At 43.8% G+C, this 23,767-nt stretch carries 20 protein-coding genes; 4 read left to right on the forward strand and 16 right to left on the reverse strand.

Features of this window, described 5'->3' with window-relative positions:
• Window positions 1-11 precede the first annotated feature (11 nt).
• The 3 genes from yhbH to CHX35_RS11795 all read left to right on the forward strand — a co-directional run bounded on the left by yhbH (window position 12) and on the right by CHX35_RS11795 (window position 3,412).
• Window positions 12-1,154: a sporulation protein YhbH gene (gene yhbH, locus CHX35_RS11785; protein WP_091837700.1), complete on the forward strand. Its 1,143-nt coding sequence runs from the start codon at window positions 12-14 to the stop codon at window positions 1,152-1,154.
• Window positions 1,155-1,411: 257 nt separating this feature from the next.
• Window positions 1,412-2,362, forward strand: a complete 951-nt coding sequence (locus CHX35_RS11790) for a nucleoside hydrolase (protein WP_091837701.1) — start codon at window positions 1,412-1,414, stop codon at window positions 2,360-2,362.
• 666 nt (window positions 2,363-3,028) lie between these two features.
• Window positions 3,029-3,412, forward strand: coding sequence for a hypothetical protein (locus tag CHX35_RS11795; RefSeq protein ID WP_091837703.1), 384 nt, complete (start codon window positions 3,029-3,031; stop codon window positions 3,410-3,412).
• Between the two features lie 99 nt (window positions 3,413-3,511).
• Here CHX35_RS11795 and CHX35_RS11800 read toward each other — a convergent pair whose 3' ends face one another.
• The 12 genes from CHX35_RS11800 to CHX35_RS11855 form a co-directional block, all read right to left on the reverse strand.
• The gene (locus CHX35_RS11800; RefSeq protein WP_091837705.1) at window positions 3,512-4,537 is read right to left on the reverse strand and encodes a cytochrome d ubiquinol oxidase subunit II; all 1,026 of its coding nucleotides are present in this window, start codon (window positions 4,535-4,537) and stop codon (window positions 3,512-3,514) included.
• Entirely contained in the window at window positions 4,534-5,895 is a 1,362-nt protein-coding gene (locus CHX35_RS11805) for a cytochrome ubiquinol oxidase subunit I (RefSeq protein ID WP_091837706.1), read from the reverse strand. Before CHX35_RS11805 ends, CHX35_RS11800 begins: the two co-directional genes overlap by 4 nt.
• A gap of 125 nt (window positions 5,896-6,020) precedes the next feature.
• On the reverse strand, window positions 6,021-6,962 hold the full coding sequence (locus CHX35_RS11810) for an amidase domain-containing protein (protein ID WP_245838775.1): 942 nt from the start codon (window positions 6,960-6,962) through the stop codon (window positions 6,021-6,023).
• A 115-nt stretch (window positions 6,963-7,077) separates the two neighbouring features.
• Window positions 7,078-7,683: a trimeric intracellular cation channel family protein gene (locus CHX35_RS11815; protein ID WP_091837710.1), complete on the reverse strand. Its 606-nt coding sequence runs from the start codon at window positions 7,681-7,683 to the stop codon at window positions 7,078-7,080.
• A gap of 494 nt (window positions 7,684-8,177) precedes the next feature.
• Window positions 8,178-8,717, reverse strand: coding sequence for a GNAT family N-acetyltransferase (locus CHX35_RS11820; protein ID WP_091837711.1), 540 nt, complete (start codon window positions 8,715-8,717; stop codon window positions 8,178-8,180).
• Window positions 8,718-8,761: 44 nt separating this feature from the next.
• On the reverse strand, window positions 8,762-10,504 hold the full coding sequence (locus tag CHX35_RS11825) for an ABC transporter ATP-binding protein (protein WP_091837713.1): 1,743 nt from the start codon (window positions 10,502-10,504) through the stop codon (window positions 8,762-8,764).
• Window positions 10,461-12,257: an ABC transporter transmembrane domain-containing protein gene (locus CHX35_RS11830; protein WP_091837714.1), complete on the reverse strand. Its 1,797-nt coding sequence runs from the start codon at window positions 12,255-12,257 to the stop codon at window positions 10,461-10,463. The genes CHX35_RS11825 and CHX35_RS11830 overlap by 44 nt, the downstream gene beginning before the upstream one ends.
• A gap of 263 nt (window positions 12,258-12,520) precedes the next feature.
• The gene (locus tag CHX35_RS11835) at window positions 12,521-13,063 is read right to left on the reverse strand and encodes a methylated-DNA--[protein]-cysteine S-methyltransferase (protein WP_091837716.1); all 543 of its coding nucleotides are present in this window, start codon (window positions 13,061-13,063) and stop codon (window positions 12,521-12,523) included.
• 20 nt (window positions 13,064-13,083) lie between these two features.
• Window positions 13,084-14,226: a tRNA epoxyqueuosine(34) reductase QueG gene (queG, locus tag CHX35_RS11840; RefSeq protein WP_091837717.1), complete on the reverse strand. Its 1,143-nt coding sequence runs from the start codon at window positions 14,224-14,226 to the stop codon at window positions 13,084-13,086.
• Between the two features lie 134 nt (window positions 14,227-14,360).
• On the reverse strand, window positions 14,361-14,792 hold the full coding sequence (gene rnhA, locus CHX35_RS11845; protein ID WP_176392056.1) for a ribonuclease HI: 432 nt from the start codon (window positions 14,790-14,792) through the stop codon (window positions 14,361-14,363).
• 78 nt (window positions 14,793-14,870) lie between these two features.
• Window positions 14,871-16,568, reverse strand: coding sequence for an ABC-ATPase domain-containing protein (locus tag CHX35_RS11850; protein WP_091837720.1), 1,698 nt, complete (start codon window positions 16,566-16,568; stop codon window positions 14,871-14,873).
• A 71-nt stretch (window positions 16,569-16,639) separates the two neighbouring features.
• A complete protein-coding gene (locus tag CHX35_RS11855; protein WP_245838777.1) occupies window positions 16,640-17,224 on the reverse strand; it encodes a uracil-DNA glycosylase in 585 nt (194 codons plus the stop codon).
• 219 nt (window positions 17,225-17,443) lie between these two features.
• Between CHX35_RS11855 and CHX35_RS11860 the strand changes: the two genes are divergently transcribed.
• Complete coding sequence (locus CHX35_RS11860; RefSeq protein WP_176392052.1) at window positions 17,444-18,292, forward strand: HAD family hydrolase; 849 nt, start codon at window positions 17,444-17,446, stop codon at window positions 18,290-18,292.
• A gap of 443 nt (window positions 18,293-18,735) precedes the next feature.
• Here CHX35_RS11860 and CHX35_RS17590 read toward each other — a convergent pair whose 3' ends face one another.
• The 4 genes from CHX35_RS17590 to CHX35_RS11880 all read right to left on the reverse strand — a co-directional run.
• Complete coding sequence (locus tag CHX35_RS17590) at window positions 18,736-18,906, reverse strand: hypothetical protein (RefSeq protein ID WP_176392053.1); 171 nt, start codon at window positions 18,904-18,906, stop codon at window positions 18,736-18,738.
• A gap of 221 nt (window positions 18,907-19,127) precedes the next feature.
• Window positions 19,128-22,286, reverse strand: a complete 3,159-nt coding sequence (locus CHX35_RS11870; RefSeq protein WP_091837725.1) for an RICIN domain-containing protein — start codon at window positions 22,284-22,286, stop codon at window positions 19,128-19,130.
• A gap of 364 nt (window positions 22,287-22,650) precedes the next feature.
• The gene (locus tag CHX35_RS11875) at window positions 22,651-23,067 is read right to left on the reverse strand and encodes an SMI1/KNR4 family protein (RefSeq protein ID WP_091837726.1); all 417 of its coding nucleotides are present in this window, start codon (window positions 23,065-23,067) and stop codon (window positions 22,651-22,653) included.
• A gap of 10 nt (window positions 23,068-23,077) precedes the next feature.
• Window positions 23,078-23,767 (reverse strand): HNH endonuclease (locus tag CHX35_RS11880; protein WP_140413612.1); only part of this gene is annotated, 690 nt, incomplete at its 5' end.

The raw sequence follows: 23,767 nt of genomic DNA on the forward strand, positions 1-23,767 counted from the left end.
AGGTGACCTTTGTGAAGAACCCTCTGTTCATTGTCTCCCAGGAGGACTGGTCCCTGCACCGTAAAGGGCATCAAGATCAGCTACGCCACCAAGAAAAAGTAAAAGAAGCCATCAAAAAAAACATGGCAGATCTCATTTCTGAAGAAAGTATTATCCTCTCTGATGGCCAACAAGTCGTCAAAATTCCCATTCGCTCCATGGATGAATATCACTTTCGCTACAATCACAACAAGGGAAAACATGTTGGGCAAGGAGACGGTAAAAGCCAAGTGGGTGATGTCCTCGGTCGAGAACCTGGGGAGAAAGGAAAAGGGCAAGGCGCTGGAAACTCCCCAGGACAGGATTACTATGAAGCAGAGATATCCGTCGACGAATTAGAAAACCTTCTCTTCTCTGAAATGGAACTTCCCAATCTACAACGTAAAGAAGAAATCGAAATCACCACACAAGACATTCGTTTCAATGATGTTCGCAAAAAAGGACTTATGGGCAACATCGATAAAAAACGCACCCTACTCAATGCCCTTAAACGAAATGCCATGAAGGGGAAAAAGGGCTTTGGGTCCATCTCTGATGAGGATCTCCGATTTAAAACATGGGAAGATGTCATTACCCCCCATTCCAGTGCCGTCGTCATTGCCATGATGGACACCTCTGGTTCCATGGGAATCTTTGAAAAGTATATCGCTCGCAGCTTCTTCTTCTGGATGACGCGCTTCCTTCGCACCAAATACGATCATGTTGACATTGTCTTCATCGCCCACCACACTGAAGCCAAAGAAGTCTCAGAGGAGCACTTTTTTAGCAAAGGTGAGTCTGGGGGCACGATCTGTTCTTCCGCTTATCGGAAAGCCTTAGAGATCATCGACAACCGTTATCCTCCCAGCCGTTATAATATTTATCCCTTTCACTTTTCCGATGGCGACAACCTCACCTCAGACAATGAACGTTGTACGAAATTAGTCCAGGAATTGATGAAAAGAGCCAACCTCTTCGGTTATGGCGAGGTAAACCAGTATAATCGGCACTCGACCCTGATGACGGCCTATAAGAACATCGAAGATCCCAAATTTATGCACTATGTCATCCGAGAGAAAGGCCAGGTATATGATTCACTAAAACACTTCTTTCAAAAAAGAGAAAACAACAAATAATAAAGCAAATATCCTCCTTTTATTCGAAGGGGGATATTTGCTATGAATAATCAACGCACCTGAATATCAATCTTTTTTTTGTTATAAATTCGATCATGATTCACTGGTTACCCATGACCCTATCACCTTTATACCCATTAGATCTTTTCAACCAATTATCTAAGGACCCATTTTAGCGACCATCTCAACCGTTACCGTTTCACATCATCCTCTTACAAAATAAAGTATGAGAGTGGAGGCATAAAGGAGATGTACCTATGAGAAAAAAGGTCCTGTTAATTGGTGATTTTGGCATCGATGATTCTATCGCGCTCATCTACTGTATACTCAATCCAGAGATTGAGCTGGTTGGCGTCGTCGCTAGTTATGGGAACACCCCCCGTCTGTTTTCCATTCGTAACGCTAGCTTTCTATTAACCCTCGGCCGCGTTCAAGTTCCACTCATCGTTGGACCCGAACGTCCGTTAAATGGGACTCAACCAAACTTTGCTCTCGATTTTCATGGACCCTATGGTTTGGGACCCATCAACCCCCCACGCATTTCCTACCCACTCTTTCCCTTCAACAAGATCTTCGATATCATTCGCCGGTTCCCAGGAGAAGTCCATATCATCAGTGTGAGTCCTGGAACTGCCCTCGCACTCACGTATACCTTATCCAGAGAGCAGATCATCACCCAAGTGCCCAGTATTAACATAATGGGAGGCGCCTACCTCGTCCCAGGAAATATCACACCCATCGCAGAGTTTAATTTCTGGTCAGACCCCGTTGCTGCGAATAACACGATGAATCAAGGAGGCAATATTCAAAACATCCCATTAAATGTTACCGGAAAGGCGCTGGTCAACCAGTCACTTATCCAACTTATTACCGCCAAAAACACAAATCCTTTTACGCCTATCATTGGAGCGATCCTATCCTACTTTCTTGCTGCCAATCTAAAAGCATCTCCAGGAATTCAAGGAACGCCCGTTCATGATTTACTTGCGGTTCTTGCCCTCGTCCATCCCAATCTATTTACATTTGTCCATCGTAAGGTCCAAGTCATTAGCGATCAAGGACCGGCCTTTGGACAAAGCATTGCAGACTTTCGTCTAGGCTCCAACAAAACCGCCAAGAAGCGTTTTCCAAGTATCGCAGTGGATATCAACGTGAAGGAATTTAGAAAAGAATTCATTCGTATCCTCACCTCACCACTTAGGAAATGAGATTCCTTTCGTGGTTGATGCTCTACATTCTCATCTTACTTTGGGTTGCCTCAATGATTTAGAGGGGGATGGTTCGAGGCATCAGCTTCTCTCTTTTTCAATATCATAACCACCACCACTCTATACTTTTAAAAATATGGCTCAAATCGTCCCATTCCATAGGAAAGTTTATGTCGTAAAAAGTCGAATGGTGTCGAATTTTTAAAATACACTTTTTGTCAAGGTTGTGATACTATTACACTGTAGCTAAGGCAAGGTTTTATTTAATATCGATTAATAAAAGGGGGGAACATTGGCCGTTTCTATTATTTGGCCTATCAATTATCTTTACCTTTTATAACGAATTACATTAATTACGCATATTACTCTTATTAATGCAATACCATCCGTGTCTTCATCCTCTTAAGGATCCACGATTAGACCATTAGCATATACCTCTCCGTTAAAGCCTCGAACCATGTCACATTTTCTCGATACCTTTAGAGAGAAAATAAAAATTTAATTTCTACTTTTACCAAAGTAGCTCCCTAAATAACGAGGCGGAGCTATTTTTTATGGTTTCTTCCCCAATGATTACTTACCTGAATTTTCATCACCTTACAAAAAACCATAATAAATGGTAAACTATACGTACCACAAACACTATCCATGTGAGGGTGAAAAACCATGAAGGGCGAACCAAAAAAGCTATTCGACTACCTTTACTTAGTCAATGGTACATTGGCTAGTCTTGTTGCCATCCTTTGTTGCGTATTTTGGGAATACTTTTACGTCTATGGTTGGTTTGATACCAATAGCGCGATGGTCCTATATTCTTGGTTCTTAATCCTTCTTTCCGTCTCCACGCTCATTGTCACATGTCTCTGTTTCTTTGTTAGATCCCTTCGTCTACCCAGTATCTTCTTTTTTATCAGTATGATCATCCTCGGTATCTACAAAGCCGAACAATTGTGGATCATCCCTAGTATTCTATTTTTAATCACGAGTGTCGTGGCAGTAATGGATTATTTGCAACGAAAAAAGCAAATAAAGATCCCCCACCATGGATAAATTGGACTTCACGTTCCTTCATTGAAAAATAGGATCTAAGGGAGACGCCCTACCCCTTCTTAATTCGCAAAAAAACCCGGATGGTTTCCCGGGTTTTTCTTATTCTTGATGTAAATAGCGTTTGTCCTTTAAAAACAGACGCCAAAAAAGATAAAATCCCGGAACCAAAATCGCCATCCCAACACCATAAGAGATCAGAAGCGTGATAAATGTATTATGATTGGTCACACTTTCTTTTATAGTAAGTACCGGATACATCAGGTAAGGAAGGTGGGACACACCATAAGCCAAGGAAGCTAGAAAAAATTGCAGGATAAACAGTGTAAAGGCAGCTCTCGGTACCCCGCGACGGTGATGATGCCCCTTAGTTGGCCACCAATAGGCACTGTAGCCAATGAAAAAGATCACAGCGGAGGCAAAAAACCACCAGCGATTGCCTTCAATATTGATCCGTAACCAACTGGCTTGCTCACCCATTAACGGGACAGCGATGGTACCGATGAATAAGGTCAATGGACCAAAGATAAGCGCAAAGCGACGAAAAACAACATAGGCCTCTTCATCATCCGCTTCGCGGGAATAGTCAGCAAGAAATGCTGCCGATAAAAAAAGTTCACTTATCAATCCAAAGGCAAGGTAGGCGTAGGTCACCGGACTCATAAATAGCTTGTCTGACAGGAGTTGCCCGGTTCGCGAATCGATAAATCCCCCTGCAATAATCGGTAAGACCAACACCAATAATGCCGGGATGAGAAGGCCAGTGACCCCCGAAACCACTGATAAAGCCCGCTGAAACCGTTGAGCAGAGTATGCATAGACCATAAATGTACTACGAATAAGGAGCAGCAGTAAGACTAGCGATCCTGGAACCAAAAGGGCTAAGGATAACTGTGATAGGGCAGCAGGGAAGAAAGCGACGATCGAAACCACTAACATCACTAAAAATACATTGGTTACTTCCCATGTAGGAGAAAGAAAGCGGTTCGCCAAGGCCCCTGCTCGATCATCCTCTTTTTGACTGTATACCATCCCCCAAAAGCCCGCACCAAAGTCAACAGATCCTAAAATTGCGTACATAAAAACAAACAACCAAATAATCGAGGCGGCAAGGAGTGCATCATTCAATGGAGTTCCTCTCCCTTCCTACCCTCTAGCCCTAAGAAACCTAACTCCTGCTCAATTGGACGTTTACGGAAGTAACTTCTCATGATCCAAATTGTCGAGATCAATAAAAGCACATAGATGCTGATAAAAAGTACAAACCACGTCATTAATCCAGTAGCAGCCGTTACCGCTTCCGAGGTGCGTTGGTACTGATATACCGTCCAGGGTTGTCTACCACTGCAGGTAAAGACCCAACCAAATTCAATCGCTAGTAAAGAAAGGGGTCCCCCTACTGTCAACAATCGTAGTAGCCAACGGGGCAAATGATCTCCTCCCTTTCTCCAACGATAAAGCCATACGAATCCTGCTAGGATCATTAACAATGTACCAATGCCAATCATCAAACTAAATAATGTATGGGTATAAGATGGAGGCCAGGTATCCCGTGGGAAGTCATTAAGCCCTTGTACCACCGTGTCAAAACGATTCCCTGCGAGGAAACTAAGCATCCAAGGAATTTCGACTGCTCCCTTTAGCCTTTGTTCCTGGGTGTCAGTCACCCCACCAAGGGCGAGGGGAGCATAGGATTGCGTTTCAAATAGGCCTTCTGCCGCTGCTAATTTCTCTGGTTGTTTTTCATGCAATACTTGCCCTGCCCAATGTCCATCCATCGCTGTACCCAGTGACATAATCAAACCGATCGCCAAAGATAACATCAACGCTTTGCGATGATAGTGATAAGGGGCATCCTTTTTCTTTCGTTTTAACATGCGCAATGCCGCTATACTTGCGATGACAAAGGCACCTGTCATATAGGCTGAGAATAGAACATGAATCGCAGCTGCTGGAAAACTAGGATTAAAGAAAGCTTCCCAAGGACGCACATGAATGATGGAGCCATCCTTTGCAAGGTCAAAACCAGTAGGGGTATTCATCCATGCATTGGCTGAGGTAATCAGCGCCCCTGATAAACTGCCCCCTAACGCTACAAAGAAAACACTTAAAATCCGAAGCGTAGGTGAGAGTCGATCGGCGGCATACACGTAAATGGACATAAACAACGCCTCTAAAAAGAAGGCAAATAACTCTACCTGAAAGGGTAGAGCGATGATCTGACCAACCCACTCCATAAAATGTGGCCACAACAATGATAGCTGTACAGCTACAATCGTTCCCGAAGGAATTGCGACACCCAGTAAAATCGCCTGAGCCTTCGTCCACCGTTTTGCCATTAACGTATAATCTTTATCCTTTGTTACTTGAAAAAGGAGTTCTGCCATAAAGATCATCAATGGAAGACCTACACCTAGTGTCGCAAACAGAATATGAAATCCTAACGAGCTACCAAATAGAGCACGAGCCGTCATAAGTTCGTCCATTGGGTTCACCTTTTTCCATACAAGATATCAATTTTAAGATGGACGATTTCTAACCAATCTATACCAATCATGACAACTCTACCCTACCTGATAAAAGGGAGACGCTACATAACCCACGCATTCTTTTAATTTCCTTCAATATGAAAAAAGCGATACTGTATTTTAGGCGTCCAGGCATGGGAATCGCGGTAATCCCAATAGCGTTGCCGGCTATTGACTGTATGAGCATTTACAAGAGGCATACCAGCGGCGTCAATTGCCGTTACAATCGTATTATGGGACCATCTCCCATCTCCTTCCCAGTCATAACAAATCACGTCGCCTTGACGGAGCTGCATCGCATCTTGTTTTCGTATAGCTGGTGAGCGACTACTTCGGCTTAACCAATTCACTAACCCATGGGCGACTGCCCAACTATAACTCCAATTTTCTCTGCTTCCGCGATACCACCACCCCGCATCACGACGACTGCTATAATCCATTCGAATTCCCCCTGCATGAAGACACTGGGAAATAAAATTAGTGCAATCATCTTCAAACTTGCGGTACCGAGGGTTTGCTCCATTCCACCATGTTTCAGCATATTGTACAGCTTTCATTGGGTTATAACTCGAACCAATTACACTTCCTTCTTGATGGGGTTGATAACACGACCACACCTTATTACGCTCCGTATCCATCTCATCGGCAAGGAAACAATCTAAAATCGCCCATCCTTCACTTCCTTCTAATAATCGCAAGCGATAACCTAACAATTCCTCTTGATCATATAACTTCTCGTTCATCTGATAAAAAAGGCGTTGTTGAACCGCTACATTTACCACAACATGGTCATCTTGCTCTAGCTCTTCTCGGAGAATACGAACACGCGTCTCCCCTTTAATCGGGCGGATATTCCGTACATGTTGTTGCTCTCGAACCCGTTGCCATCGTTCACGTTCCTGTCCTACCCAATCGGCATCCCCATCGACAACCCAGGAAAATAACCGATCAGGCTCCCCCTCAACCCACACTTGATTCTGGCCCTGAAACCATGAAAGTATTGGCTGTCTCCAAGGACGATCCACTGCGGGCACACCTCCCCCGTCCCTGATCATGTCTCTTCAACATCATATGAGAGAACATTGCCAGTGTATTCACAAAAGAAAACCCCCGACGAAACGATCATCGAGGGAATTCGATCTATGCTTTTAAAAAGGGACGCTGTGGCAAGTGCCAGCGAAAACGTAAGGAGACCATTCGCAACGTCACGATCAGTAGGAAGAGAAGATACAACTGCCACTGATGAGCCAAGACCCCTTGTTGAATTAAAACCCCTGCTAGCAGCGCCCAGGCTGCATAAATTTCCTTGCGAAAAACAAGGGGTTTTCTACCCGCTAACACATCGCGAATCACGCCTCCACCAATGCCCGTCAAGATGGCTGCCGTTGCTACAGCAATTAATGGGAGACCCTTCTCTGCTGCTGTTAATCCACCCTGAATGGAAAATGCACTGAGTCCAATCGCATCAAAAAGAACCCAAGCCCCTTTCCCCTTTAATAACCAGGATGCAGGTAAGATAAATAACAGTGTACTCACACCAAAGGCAATATATAGGAGCGCATGTTGCTCCCACAGGGAGCGAATAGGCACCCCGATCAATAGATTGCGAATGACACCCCCACCAAAAGCCGTCACAAAGCCTAACACCCATACCCCAAATAGATCATATTTTTCTTCCAAGGCGGTTAGCGCTCCACTAGCGGCAAACGCAATCACACCGATCACATTAAGGGTGTCCCAAACCATATTACTCCCTCATTTCTTCCATGCATCATGCACATATCGTTCCATTTTGACACTCCCACGGCTGAAGCCAATGAGATTCTTGGGAGCTCCCGTCTACTGACAGGATCAACCCCAAGCTAACCCCGTGTGCCCCACGGTTAAACAGCGTATGCTCTACTAAGCTCCCTACTTTAGCTTTTCGCAACTTCGGTGAGCTGGGTGGTTGAAGATTTTACGCTACAGACCGATTTCCTGTAGCAACCCTATATCTCCAGTTTTCAAAGAGCTACCATGATTCTATCAAAACCATATCGAACTTGCGAGAGGAGAAAAACACTCCTCCCCCATTCAATGATCGAAGGAAATGACTATGGTACGCTCGCTATCATTCCAACCCTGAAGGGCTGGGTTTTCCCGCTCAGAATATATAAAAGGAGCTTGTTAACTTTCCAAGCCCCTTCCGAAATTTTCATATAAGGAAGGATCGATTCATCCATTGATCCTTCCTACGTCGTCTATAAAAACAAAACCATATGTTCCTCGTCGAGATAGCAATCTTCTAGTTTCATCGCATGGGGTTCCCGCCCAAAGGAAGTAAAGCCAGTCGATTCATATAACCTTTTTGCAACATGATTATTTGAAACCACACAAAGGTAGATTTGCTCTAAATGAGTAACACGGCGCGCCTCTTCGATGACTCCTTGAACGAGCCTCCGACCAATGGAATGTCCACGGGATTCTGATGCGACATACATCCCCCACAGCATCCCTTTATGCATCAGTTTTTTCTTATCGTATCGAAATAAACCGGCTATCCCAGTTAGGGTTCCTTCGCCAATAAACGCTCCAAGAACAAATTGCCCCTCCCTTTCTTGCAACTGATTGGCAAAGATCTGAATATCTGTAAGGGATGCATTACTTTCATCCACATCACTAGCAAAGGCTTCGGGATGCTCTCGTAGACTCCGTAAGCGTATCCCTCGATAGGCTTCGGCATCGGCAGGCGTTAATTTTCGTATGGTAACCTCTAATCCATGATTCACAGGTTGATTCATTAACGACCCCTCCCTGTTCACGTTTTACAAATGATCTCAACTTTTTACCCGACGGCTCTTTCCATTCCCTGTTGCAATAGATACATCTTATGATATAGCCCTTGTTGTGCAAGAAGCTCTTGGTGGGTCCCCCGTTCCACAATCATGCCTTGATGGAGAACAAGAATCAGATCCGCATCTTGAATGGTAGAAAGACGATGAGCAATCGCAATCGTCGTGCGTCCCTGACGCATTCGATTAAGGGCTTTTTGAATTTTTTCTTCCGTCTCCGTATCCACATGAGCTGTCGCTTCATCCAGGATCAAGATTTTGGGAGAAAGCGCCATGGTTCTGGAAAAAGAAAGAAGTTGCCGTTGGCCGCTAGAAAATGTCGCCCCTCTCTCTACCACAGGTTCATCCATGCCCTTTGGTAGCTGGCTGATAAATGAATCCACCTGCACAAGTTCCGCTGCCTGTTGTATATCTTCATCAGAAAGGGCATCATTTCCCTGGCGGATATTCTCTCGAATCGTCCCCACAAAAAGGAATGGATCCTGAAGCACTAATCCCATTTTTGTCCGTAACTCTTCCTTATCAAAGGTTTCATGCGAATGCCCATCGATTGTGATTCGTCCCTGTTGTATTGAATAGAAGTGCATCAAAAGATTGATAATGGAACTTTTCCCACTCCCGGTATGACCAACCAATGCAACCGTCTGCCCAGGCTCCGCAACAAAGGTGATATCCTGTAACACATTGGTCTTTCCATCATAAGAGAAGGTGACATTTTCAAAAGCGATACGACCGGAATTAATCCTTGGATGATCTTCCCCCTTTTTACTAGGAGCCAATTCATTCTCATCCAACAATTCGAACACGCGACCGACAGAGACGACTGCCTGCTGCAAAAAAGAGAGCTGCATGGTCATCTGATTGACGGGTTCAAACATACGATCCAATAAATTAATGAAGGCATACATGACCCCAATTTGAACAGCACTCTGCTCTACACCGATACCAAAGTAGGTAAGGACCACGATTCCCGTTGCAATATGCAGGATATCCACAGCTGGGCGTAACAACAGGCTATTTAATTTTGTATTTTTGATATTGGCTTGATAATGTTGCTCATTAATTTCAGCAAATTCCCTCGCTACTCGCTGCTCTTGCCTCCACGCTTGGATCACACCCATTCCTTGGATCGACTCGGAAAGTCGTGCGTTAATTTCGCTTAATTTCTCTCGGATGACCTGATAAACGTGGAAACTAAGCCGGCGATACCACTGCATCAGTCCAAAGATGAGTGGCAATAAAATAAAGGAGATCAACGCCAGTTTTGCATCCAACAAAAACATGGCAACAACGACCCCTATCATTAACACCGTATTCTTAATAAACGTCGACATCACATTGACGAACAATTCTTTTACCGCTTCCGTATCATTGGTAATCCGGGAGACAAGGGACCCATCCGCTACCCGATCAAAAAAAGAGAGCCCAAGGTATTGAACCTTCTCGAATACATCCAAACGCAATTGCTGAACGACTGCTAGGGCGATGCGGTGGAATGCGAATTGCTGTAAGTATTGAAACACAACGGAGACAAGATGAAGCCCGAGATACAGCCCCCCCAGCCACATTAAAGGAGATCGGGGGAAGGATTCAGGGATCAAATAATCATCAATAAACACTTTAATTAATAGTGGCCCGGTCAGCTCTGCTGCTGTCGCGATGAATAGCAATAGGATGACTCCGATCAATGCTTTACGGTGTGGAATGAGGTACCTGAATAAACGGCGTGTGATCACCTTGCGCACCTCCTTGCTCAATTAACGATTCTAATCGTTGCTGTTGGTACATCCATGCATACCAGCCTTGGGATGCTAGTAACTGCTCATGATTCCCATGTTCTTTGATCCGACCCTCATCCATCACAATAATTTGTTCAGCATGTTCAATCCCTGAAAAGCGATGCGCTGCAATGAGTGTCGTTCGTCCCTGACGCATCCGACGCAATTGAGATAGAATGGCTGCCTCTGTTCGCGCATCCACCGCGGACAACGCATCATCCAGAATGAGGATTTCAGGATCCATTAACAACGCACGCGCAATGGAAATGCGTTGTTTCTGCCCACCAGAGAGGGTCATACCACGCTCTCCCACAACCGTTTCATACCCCTTCTCCAGGGTAAGAATATCCTCATGGATACACGCCATCCTTGCCGCTGCCTCAACATCTGCTTGGCTTGCTTTCGGATTAGCAAATGCAATATTGTTGCGAATGGTTGTCGAAAAGAGAAACGAATCCTGTGGAACATAGCCAAAGGCTTCACGTAGCGCGGATAACTGATAATCGTTAAGTGAGAACCCACCAATACAAATCGCGCCATCCGTGATATCGGCTTCTCTCATCAATAATTTAAAGAGTGTCGATTTCCCACTCCCCGTACGACCCACAATACCTAATGTTTCGCCTTTTTTTACGGTAAGGGTTACACCTTGTAACGCCGGAGTATGCGCCCCGTTATATGTGAAGGAATCGATATGGATTTGTATATCTCCCGATGCAGGAGTTGCAATTGCATCTTCCCCTTCTTTCACATCCTCCTCAATTGCCAACAATGTACGAATGCGGTCATAAGAGGCACGCCCTCTTTGCAGAATATTGAACAAAAAACCAAAGGCGAGCATCGGCCAGATCAGCAGTCCTAGATACATCGTAAATTGCGTCAATTCACCAATCGTCATTTCTCCACGAATCACAAATCGACTACCAAAGACGATCGCTAAAAAGAAAGCAATCCCTGCAATCAAAGAAATGGTGGGTCCGAAAAGGGACTGTATTTTAGCCACCGCTAAATTTTTTTGCGTAACCTCTTGCGACAAGAGAGCAAAAGAATCGCGTTCACGTTCTTCCCGACCAAAGGATTTAATTACGCGTACACCCGAAATATTCTCCTGCACTTTATCATTGATATCAGAAAACGCAGCTTGAGCAATACGAAATCGTTCATGCATCCATTTTCCATAATAAGCGACGGCGATAGCCATGACTGGCATGGGCAATAACGCGATCAGAGTCAACTTCCAACTAATCGCCGTGACCATCAACGTAACGACGATGCCCCCAAACACCATTGAATCGACGAGGGTAAGCACTCCTTCGCCAGCCGTCCCTTGAACGGCTTGCACATCATTCGTCGCATGCGCCATTAAATCGCCTGTTCGATGCTGATGAAAAAACTGCGGCGACATTCGGCTCCAATGATCCAATAAACGACGGCGCAATAATTTGGCAAGTCGATAGGCTGCGCCAAAAATGAACAACCGCCACACAAAACGTAAAAAATAGAGGACGATTCCTGTCAATGCCATCATCCCCAACCATAGCAAAAGTCGTTCTGTTGTGAGCGTATGTTGCTTGATCGCATCCATTACCAAACGAACAACATAGGGGGGAATTAACTCCAACATGCCTACAATTAAAAGAAAAAACACACCCAGCATATAGCTTCTCTTCTCTTGACGGAAATACCACCATAAATCCCTAAAAACGCTCACCCATTCACCCCTCCGATAATTAGAAAAAGACTGGAGATATCAAGAAGGAAACTGTTTCTCACGATCGACAAGATGCTCCAATCCACAGAGTTTCAACATTATATCATGAATTCGCATAATTTCACCTTATTTTTGTTTAAAAAACAATTTTTAGGATGTCGATTCGAAATCGTCTCCTACCGCTTCCTAAACCTTGACATAAAAAATGAACAGCAAAGCTGTTCACGATGAAGTACAGGATAACCAATGAAAATGGCCAGTCACTAGCGAGCTTCTGCTCGAAAGGGAAATGTACCCTCCAGAGACAATAAAAATTCTTTAATTTTTAATCCTGAACCATATCCAACCAATGATCCATTCGAACCAATGACGCGATGACATGGTACAACAATGGCAACCGGATTTTTATTATTGGCACCACCAACTGCCCGCACTGCTTTAGGAGCCCCGATAGATGCCGCCATATCTTTATAAGAGCGAAGCTCTCCATAAGGAATCGTTTGTAGTTGTTCCCATACTAGTTTTTGAAAAGGTGTCCCATACATATCCAAAGGAATATCAAAATGAACATTTTTACCCTTAAAATATTCCTGTAACTGTTTTGCAAAAGAGAGGAGTGCCAGATCATTTTGCTCGATCCGCACGGATCCAATCCATTTTCTTGCCCATAAATCGATCCCGAGCCGTGCCTGTTCCTCACTGGAAAAATCTAAACGGCATAGACCCTTATTGGTCGATGTTAACAGGATTGGACCTACTGGGCTTTCTACCTCACTCCAAGCGAGTACACGTGTACCTGAGATCATTTCCCTGACGCCCCCCCTGTTTAACCAAACTCAATAACTTCTTCTTTCAGAGCATCTTGAATTTCACTTCGCACCGCTTCATCCACTTCCAACGACAATGCTTGCTGTAACGTTTGCAAAGCAATCTCACCTCGGATCCGACCTAACGCCCAGGCGGCTGTTCCTCGAATCACCGGTCGTGGATCCGTCTCTAATAATTGAACTAACTCTGGAACGGCTGTGTGATCTCGCACTTTTCCTAGAGCAATAATCGCATTGCGTTGGATCGGTTTTTTCCCGCGCCAAGAGCCCGCCATAACCCCAAATCGCTCACGAAACTCGCGGTTGCTTATGGTAAGAAGTGGTCTTAATAGTGGCTTTACCTGTTCAGGATCTGGCTGAAATTCAGGGTGATGGGAAGTATTCTTTTTTTGGTTGTACGGACAAACGGCTTGACAAGTTTCAAAACCATAAAGGTAATTCCCCAATAAATCCCGATACTCCTTCGCTAAAAACCCCTTGGTTTGAGTGAGATAAGCAAGACATGCTTGCGAATTTAATTGACCGGGGCCAACCAATGCCCCTGTCGGACAGGCTTCAATACATGCATTGCAATCTCCACAACCGGATGTTACAGGAGCATCTGGAGGAAGCCACACATCCGTAATCATCTCTCCAAGATACACCCACGAGCCAAATTCCTCGGTAATGATGGAGGTATTCTTTCCACTCCATCCAATACCGGCACGCTCTGCGACGGCTCGGTCTGAAAGCGCTCCCGTATCCACCATGATTTCACAAGATGCATCGGGGACTTTTTCCAGCAGCTTCTCTTTTAACGCCTCAAGTCTCTGCCTGAGCACATGATGATAATCGACACCCCATGATGCTCGGCAAAACAACCCTCTTCGTTCCCCAGGATGTGACTGGGGTGAATTTTCCATGCGGGTAGGGTAGGCGAGGGCAATCGCAATGATCGTCTTTGCCCCAGGCAAGCTCTTAAAGGGTTCGGTCCGTTTATCAAGGTCAGGTTCCTCAAAGCCGGATTCAAAGCCAGCTTCGCGATGCCTCATTAAACGCTCCTTTAACTCAGTAAAGGGATCTGCCGTGGCAAATCCAACCTTATCAATCCCTATATCCTTGGCCTCGGCAATTAAGAACTGCTTTAACGTTTCCGCTTCCAAACCCTCGCCTCCCTTCCTTCCATGTGATTGATCCCATCATAACATGCCCGTGCCTAATCCGTTGAATCGACACGGGATTGTTATTTTCATGTTATCCTTCTGACATCTTTGTCATGATGAATTAACAGAAAACCCTACCGCGGAACAGCCCCCCGTGCCAACTCATCACAACGATTATTCCAATAATCATCCGCATGCCCTTTGACTTTAATAAACTCCACATCATGTCGGCGCGTTTGTTGCAACAGATCTTGCCATAAATCTTTGTTTTCCACGGGTTCTTTCCGACTATTTTTCCACCCATTCCGCTCCCAGTTTACATACCACCGTTGTTTAAAGCAGTTTTGTAAATAGGCACTATCTGTATGCAACTTCACTTTACAGGGAGTATTTAAGGCTTGTAAGGAGGAAAGAGCCGCTTGTAGCTCCATCCGGTTGTTGGTTGTCTGCTGTTCGCCACCCGTTAGTTCCTTTTTTTTCTCCCCATACATAAGAACCGCTGCCCATCCACCCGGTCCAGGATTCCCAGAACAAGCTCCGTCAGTATAGATCGTCACTTCCTTCACAAATTCACGCCCTCTCAAAAATGGGTATGTCACTTCACAGCGATCGATTAATCTATTTTTCATATCACGATTCCAAATTCACTTCACCCAGAGGGTACGCAGGCGATTAATCGCCCCAGCTACCTCCAATTTCCGCGGCAGAGCAAAGTCTCCAGGGTGCCCTTGAAAAGGAGAGAGGATATCGAGCCCCTTTTCATCGATCTCCTTATACAGTTCATCCAGTAACATCACTAAATTTTTTTCACCGTCGACCCGTTTGCTCATCATGCGCAGTAATTCTGCTAGGGACCTTGTCTGGGAAGGATCTACAAGCTGTTCCAAGCCGGATAAATCCAACGACGAATTGCCAAAGAAAATGGTTTTTAAACCCTTCGCATCCACTTTCTCTTTTCGCCCTTTGCTTGGATCGAATCCCTTCGCAAGGGGGATTCGTTTGGATCCTTCCCCAAAGGAGTCTCCTCCTTCTACGACTCGCTCCATTACATTCTCCTGAGCGATCCTTTTTGCCTTGTCGGTCACATCCACCACTTGGTACTCATCCATCATCATCACGGAATCGGCTACATCAAAGTAATCCCCCGACCCGCCAAGGACAAGAATTGAGGAAATCCCCTTCTCCTCATATAGTTGACGCACCTTATCAATAAAGGGAGTGATCGGCTCCTTCCCCTTGGCCACCAGCTGTTGCATGCGACGATCCCGAATCATAAAATTGGTCGCACTCGTATCTTCATCGATCAAAAGAGCATTCGCCCCTGCCTCGATCCCTTCAATAATATTGGTCGCTTGCGATGTACTTCCACTTGCATCCTCTGTGGAAAAACGCAATGTGTCTTTGCCAAAGGGAAGATTATTGATAAAGGGCGAAATATTTACCTTCTCAACCCTTCGTCCATCTTCAGAACGAACTTTTAAGGCGGTATCGATCGTCAAAACGTATTCTCGTCCATCCTCCGCGATATGATCATATACGCCACGTTCAAGGGCTTGTAACAAGGTACTTTTCCCATGAAAACCACCCCCGACAATTAAAGTGATCCCCCGGGATACCACCATACCACGTAAGGGCTTCCCATGGGGAACTTCGATTGTAGTCGCCATTGATTCAGGAGCGTAAAAGGGAACGACCGATGCGGTTTTCAAAGGACGGTCACTGATACCACTCTCACGAGGTAATATCGCACCATCTGCGACAAAGGAAATCCACCCTTCCTTCGCCAACTTCTTACGAATCGCTTGTTGATTATCAACAAGGCACATTCTCTTCTCAATCGCTTGGGTATCTAATTGTTGAATCGGAATGCCTTCTTCCACTAACTGTGGAAGGTGACGGCACAACATTTCAATGGCTTTCTGGCCTAATACTTGTCTTCCTCTCGCAGGCAATCCCACGGTGATTCGTACTTCCACAAAACGGCGATTCACAACCACCGCTGTACGAGAAAGAATTTCTTGCCCAGGAATATCAACCGCGATTAACCCACTTTTCCCCGTCCCACTTCCCCCTGAAAAACGGCGGGTCTTTTGTGCCCAGACACGGCAAATCCAATCCTCTAACGCCACTCGTCGATGCGGCTCCTTGAACCATTCCTCTGGATACCTTGCAATGGACTGTGGAATCTGCACACGGATGCGTGAGGGGGAAGCAAATGGATCCCCTTGTACATAATCCACAAACAAGCGAAATCGCTGAAAATCATACCTTCCTTGAATATCCTTATAGGCCTTATAACCGCGTCCATCAATGCGACTTAAAATGGTTTTTAGTTGATCCATAACCCCTGCTCCTTTCCTCGATCCTATCCATAACCGTCTTCACTAACCATTGCACACCATCTTTACCCGCTCTACATCCTATGTACATCAATTGTATCTTTTTTTTTGATAAGATTCTGATAGGCATCACGAATTTGCTGAAAATCCTCCCACGCTTCCCGCTTCCCCGCAGGATTTCGCAATAAATAGGCGGGGTGAAATGTCGGCAACATGCGGACGCCTTTTCGTTCAACCCATTGCCCACGCACTCGAGTAATTCGTGCTTTCGGATCGATAATCGCCCGCGTCGGCGCAGAGCCGAGGGTTACAATCAATTGGGGCCTTATCGCAACAAATTGTTCTCGAAGGATCACCTTGCACGTTTCCATTTCATCTTCATTGGGCGTCCGATTCCCTGGCGGGCGACATTTCACGATATTCGTAATGTAAATCGCTTCACGTGGAATCTCCGCTGCTTCTAGCATCTTATCCAACAATTGTCCCGCCCTACCAACAAAAGGACGCCCTTGACGATCTTCATCCGCTCCCGGTCCTTCACCGACAAACATCAAGGGGGAGTGAGGATTTCCCTCACCCATGACCATTCGACTTCGCCCTTGATGAAGGAAACATCGTGTACAATTCATGTACCGCTGATGAACTAACTCCAGTTCCAAAACAACCCCCCCTCTCCCCTTCCAACCCAACGGTATCTCACCATTATCTCATAGCAAAACACACCCTTCCATGCTCAAATACTCACAAAATTTCATTGACTTCATTTAATGATTTATGTTATTTTATAATGATAACCATTAATAGAGTTGCTTGTGGAAAAATATGCATCCACTATACAGATCAATCAACTAATGGGAATGACAAAGGAGAGGATCACCATGAATCAACTACCATTTCCACTGTTCGTTTCCGATATTGATGGCACACTTATCTCCTCCACCAAGTCGATTCCTCATGCGAACCACAAAAGCATTGCCGAATTTCGCCGGCAAGGTGGCCTCTTTACCTTAGCAACAGGACGAAGTTTCCCAGAAGCCAAACGGTTCATCCATGCCTTCGATATTCAATTACCGGTCATTCTCTGTAATGGCGGGGTTCTCTATCATCCACAAAGGGATCAACTCACCCCTGTGGCAACTATCCAGCAAGAAATTGTTCTCAAGACGATCGCACAGTTACAGCAAATGCTTCCTGCGATTGATATCTTTGTTTATACGTTAGACCGTATCTACTCTACTAAACTCCATCTTGCAACCCAAACTGCACTGGAGACGGATTTTGAAATGGAAGACCTTCCCCTTCATTTCCTCCCATCCTTTACTGAACTACCCTCCGTCCCTTGGGTTAAGATTTGTGTCGTAACAGAAAATCGATGGATGAAGCGTCTGCATCAGTGGGCATCCGCTACGCCAGATGTCCTTGAGATGGTTCAGTCCTCAGACAATTTCTTCGAGATCTTACCCGCTGGCGTCTCCAAAGGTGCCGCCATTGAAAAATTAACCAAAAGGTTAGGCCTACCCTCACGTTCCGCTGCGGTCATCGGCGACCATATGAACGATTTATCGATGGTCAAGATAGCCGGTACATCCGCCGCGGTCGCAAACGCCCACCCTAGCCTCTTACAAGCCGCTACCCATATTACCCGTAGCAATGATGAAGCCGGAGTTTCTCATTTCATTGACAATCACCTCCTTACCCCAACGGTAAAGGCCGTCGGAGGACAATAAATATGACAAAAGGGATGAAGAAGGCCTACTTCTTCATCCCTTTTTTTGCGTCGATTCGTAAACTGTGTACTTTATATTTACCCATTAACCATGTTCCTTAAGGTCCATTAGATTGTTCTTTGATCAATTCAATGCCATGAAATCATATGAACCAAGGCTTTTTCCAGAAAAGCCCATCGAAAAAATTTTCTTACAGGATCAGCGATTGTTTGCGAGCCCTCGTACTCTTTTTAATAACGTTAATGAGATCGTATCCCTTGTACTCATAAATCTCATCAAAGATGCCCAAATGGAAGAACTGAGCGTTCATACTTTAAATTCCGAACCATATTTCTATAACCCAGAGTTTTGTGCCTTTTCAATTCCGTTATTAATTCTTGGTTATCCTGCAGGTATCCATCTATCTCTTCTAATGAAGTATTCATCTACTCTTCTCCTTCTTCTTATCGATTCCTATAGAGCCAGAAAGACAGCAAACTAATCTGAGTAAACAAAAGCATCGTGGCAGTATCCAGTGTCACACCACTGGTTGAACTCTCATAGTTGAACATCACTAAGCAAACTAAAAAGCCTACTAACATCAACAAATGCGTAACCTTTATAGCCTTTTCCATCCTCGCCACCTCCATATTAATTGCGACCCCACCGATCTGGATACTTCCGCTCCAGTCGCCATGCCGCTGCTCGCGTTTCTTGCATAGAAAAAAGCCGCCCGTAGGCGGCACATTGATGATTAAATAACGGGCAACGGGAAGAGAAGCCGTCACCATGGGGGAGGGGTTAAGATTTCCCCTCACTATATAGAAGAATATCGTGTACGGCGAACTTTTGTTGGTTATCTTAATCCCTGACCGGGGTCTGTAAAATCTTCACTCCCCTTAGGTTGCCATGTAGCACCCACTCCAGTTACTCGATAAGCTGTTATAACAGCTTTTTTGAGATAATCTAATATTAATGCTACACCCTCTGTAGGATTATAAAATACATAAGCGTCTTGAGGGTTGTTTTGGTCTTTTGGTTTAAAATACAGGTTGTGCTTAACTAGTGTTCTAGCAATATTCATACAATCAATAAGGCCTGCAAAATTATTATGATTAGGGTTATTAATGTGTTTCGGGTTACTATTTGTATCAGCCACATGATCTTTAATTACTCGATAAGCTGAAGAGGTAGCGTGTATAGTCTTTAAACAAGAATTAACTTGCCTTAAATCGAGTTTATTATCATCAGCAAGTGGAGCTCCGGCACGCGACTCAGCTACATACCCCTCTTCTTCTGCCGGAATAGGTATTGTCCAGTCGGAACATCCCTTCTGAGCGTCAGGTACTTCTCTCATGTCAAAAAGCTCATGATTCATATTATAAATAAAGGGTATCACACCGAGTTTTCCAGGTCCCTCATTCATGACTGTAAGATTGTCTACATAATTATTTATCTCATACCATTGACTCCAACCCGAATCTTTCTCACTGATCTGATAGAGGTGAAAATCCTCACCGCGAGCAAACACTTCCAGCTTCCCACCAACATCGTATCCCACATCAAATCTATCGACCTTTTGATCCCTTAATATTTCCGATTTCCATCCGGATTGATTATGAACCTTACGAAAATGAAAAAGACTTTGTTCGCCATTTCGAGCTACAATATCAACATTTCCTTCGTTGGCGATTACTGCGGCACGATCCACCCATCCTTTAAAGAAGTGATCCGCTAACACATTATCTCCCTTTTGCTCATAATACCAAAGCGATTGATCTTCACCGATAATGATCAAACCCGAACCCTTCCCAGCATCATATATCTCTTGCGGTTCACCTATCTCTGCACCTAAATCTAACCTTTTCCAATAAGATGCAAGATTAAAAAGTGATTGAGTGAAAAGATGCCCATACACATCACGCACTGTTATCGCTTGTCCGTCTACATGAAGAACAAGTCGATCAATTCTTTTTCCAGGCAACATCTTTTGCCATTCATTATCAGGCGTTCCATCTTTATCAATATGCAAGAGCCATAATTGATTATCTGTAGTGCCTAGTGCAAATACAAGTACTTTACCCCCGATCTCAATCGCAACAATTCGAACGGCTTTTTGATTGAGTTTTTTCTCACTCCAACCTTTGGCATCTCCTCGATTGAGCCAAACTTGATTATCGTCTCGTATTTCAATAATTGTGATCACGTTTTCATCTTTATGTTTGATAGAAACCATTTTTTGGTTGTTTTGTGTTTCCATTGCATTAAATGGCGTTTTAGGATAGATATATCCTTGTAAAAAATCCTTCTCTTCTTCAGGTTTTAGGTAATCGCCTATTTTCCAGTAATCGTCATTGTTTTTTTTATTTTTAATCTTATATAAAGGAACCGTTCCTTCTTGTTTATCGTTAAAGTAATACCCATGTTTTTTATTTTTATCACCGTCATAGTAAAAATAACTACTACCTACTGCCGGCTGTTCTTTCAAAAGATTACCAAACTGAAAATCTAACGTATACCCCTTATCAACATGATTATCTGAAGCAACATTTTGCTTCCCTGAGGGGGTCGTTGCATGCCAAAATCCCACTTTTTCGCCGCTTGAATCCGCCTCGATTCTCCACAATTCATTATCTGAACTAGTACGTGGATATTGAATAATATTGCCGCCGTTTTCCCTATTCCAACCGGCCACATTCAGGATTTTCCCACTGTATTGATTGTAAATTCTATATGAATCTCCATCTGATCGCTCAATCTTCCATAGCTGATTATCTCCCCCATAGTAATCATACTGAAGAATGTTTGCTCCATCTTCCTTACTCCACCCAGCTACACTTATAGCTTTTCCGCTATTTTTATTAATGATTTTATAATAATCCCCTTCGACGGGGATCAAATTCCATCGTTGATTGCTCCGCCCGTAGTATGTGTATTGACTGATGTTTGTACTATTTTCCTTACTCCATCCTTCTACATCTAAGGCTTTATTGGAATGGACCGAAAGTATTGCATACGTCTGACTTGGGTCAAATTCCGATTTTATTTTCCATAACTGGCTAGATGAACCCTTGTAATCATACTGATTGATGTTTGCTCCATCTTCTTCACTCCAATCTTCCACATTTATAACTTTGTCACTATTTTTAGAGACAATTTTGTATTTGTTATTATTTACCATTTCGATCTTCCACAATTGGTTTTGATTATTAACCTCATGGTAATCATGCTGAATAATATTCCCAACGTTTTCTTTGCTCCAATTCGCAACATCTAACACTTTGCCACTATTTTTAGAGACAATTTTATAATAGCCACTTTCAACGGGGATTAAATACCATAATTGATTTTTTTTCCCTTTATAATCCCATTGCTGAATGTTACCGCCGTTCTCCTTGCCAATACTGGCGACCTCTAATGCCTTGTTTGAATTGAGGTTAAATAGTGCGTAGGATCGGTTGGGATCAAATCTCGTTTCAATCTTCCATCGTTGAGCGCTTGTCCCATTATCATCCCATGCTTGCACGTTTCCTCCGTTATCTTTATTCCCATTTGCTACATCAAGAACCTTTCCATTTTGCCTTGAAATGATCTTATAAGAATCTCCTGCTTTTTCAATCTTCCATTGTTGGTTGACTCCCCCCACATATTCATATTGATGAACATTTGCACCAATGTCTGGGGTCGATTGATCTACGACCTTTCCACTATCCCTCGAAATTATTTTGTAGTAACCATTATTAAGAGGCTCTAACGTCCATAGTTGATTGTTGGTATCTTTATAATCCGCTTGCTGGATGTTTCCGGCATTTTCCTTACTACTCCCTTTTACTTCAAGGGCTTTTCCGGAATGGACAGAAACAATCGTATATTCTTGATTCGGATCAAACTGATTGGAATCAGACTGATCCGGATCAAAAGCCTCCACTGGATCAGCCCCGAGTAAAGGAATTATTGACATCCAGATAATGAGCGCCATCAACACGCCCTTTTTTAAAATCGATTTACTTCTCAATTAAACGACCCCCTATTTATCGAGTGTAATAATAATTCGATAAAAAATATTTCTTACCTTTTATTTTTTGAATTTTTTAATATTTATCATAAGGGAACGAGAAGAAAACAACCCGCTTGTGTTGCTGTTTCATATTACACACAATCGAAACACACAGGAGATATCACACCTGCTACTTTGACTAGTACTTTAAGACCCCATCGAATACTTCCGCTCCAGTCGCCATGCCGTTGCTCGCTTTTTCAGCATAGAAAAAGCACCCCTAGAGGGATGCTCTATACCTTATTAATTACTCTGTTCCGCTTCCCATCTTTTATTACGGTATTAACTCAATCCCTATCTTACATAAAATAAATAACTAAAATCAATACAGCTTACTTAATAATTGAGTGAATGTTCTACACAGATACTCGGACTCTTCTCCTTCGTGATCCATGAAAACAATTGTTGGGCGTTTTTTGTCCTTACGGTAATCGAAGCAATAAAGGTTGTCCGCTATATCGGTTGCAAAGGGCACAACACCCTCTATTTCTAAATCATCTTTTAAGATTTCGTACATTCCTTCAACACTAAAGGGTTTACCAGGAGATATTTCGAGGAGAGTTGCAAACGTCCAACTTTTGTCCTCAATATCAAAATGATCTTGAATAGGTATCGCGCCATTATTTTCTTTTATTACATCTATGTAATCTAGGGGTAACTCATATCCTATTCTACATTCCATATCTTCAATCGTCTCGTCTTTAACTATCCCTTTTGCTCTCTCCCATTGTATCTTCAATATCCTACACCTACCTCCTATATTTTTCTCCCCCACCCCAGATAGCTCTTCCACCTGTGTGCTTTGTTGGACCGTGTATATTTGTATTAACTAATTGCATCTTTCCAGGTTTTTGATGATGGTGCCAAGTCAATCCGTCAATTTTAGATTTCCCCGCCTGTATATCTTTCAATTGTTGATCAGTAAATTGGCTTTCCAATGATGGGTTCTGCTGCATTTTATCGCGCAAGGCTATTGTAGCTTCTTTAAATTGGGTTTCGTCATTCTCCAAATATTTAGAAGGTGGTATTTGATAGTCTGCACCCTTTATGCTCCAATCATCAAATATCGGAAATCCGTTATCATCATATGGGACGGGCACTCCTGACTTTGTATTTGCACCTCCAGCATATTTCCCATTCAATATTTTTCTCTTTGTCCCATCTGCATAAGTAACAAATCGAACAGGTTCTCCCTTTTCTACACCCTTCTCAATCTTTAGAGTGTAGTTCTCAACAGCACTTTGCAATTCTTCACGAGACAACTTGCTTGCAGTACCGCTACCTTTGCCAGCCGCTTTACTAACTTGATCCTCCGCTTTATTAAAGAACGGCATGGCAAGAGTTCCATCTGACCCCATATTAACATTGATACCAAACTGCTTCATCCCCTGAGCCATCGACGGAACAGCTTTATCAACTACGGCTCCTCCACCTATTGT

Source organism: Marininema halotolerans, assembly GCF_900116235.1.
Classification (GTDB): Bacteria; Bacillota; Bacilli; order Thermoactinomycetales; family DSM-45169; genus Marininema; species Marininema halotolerans.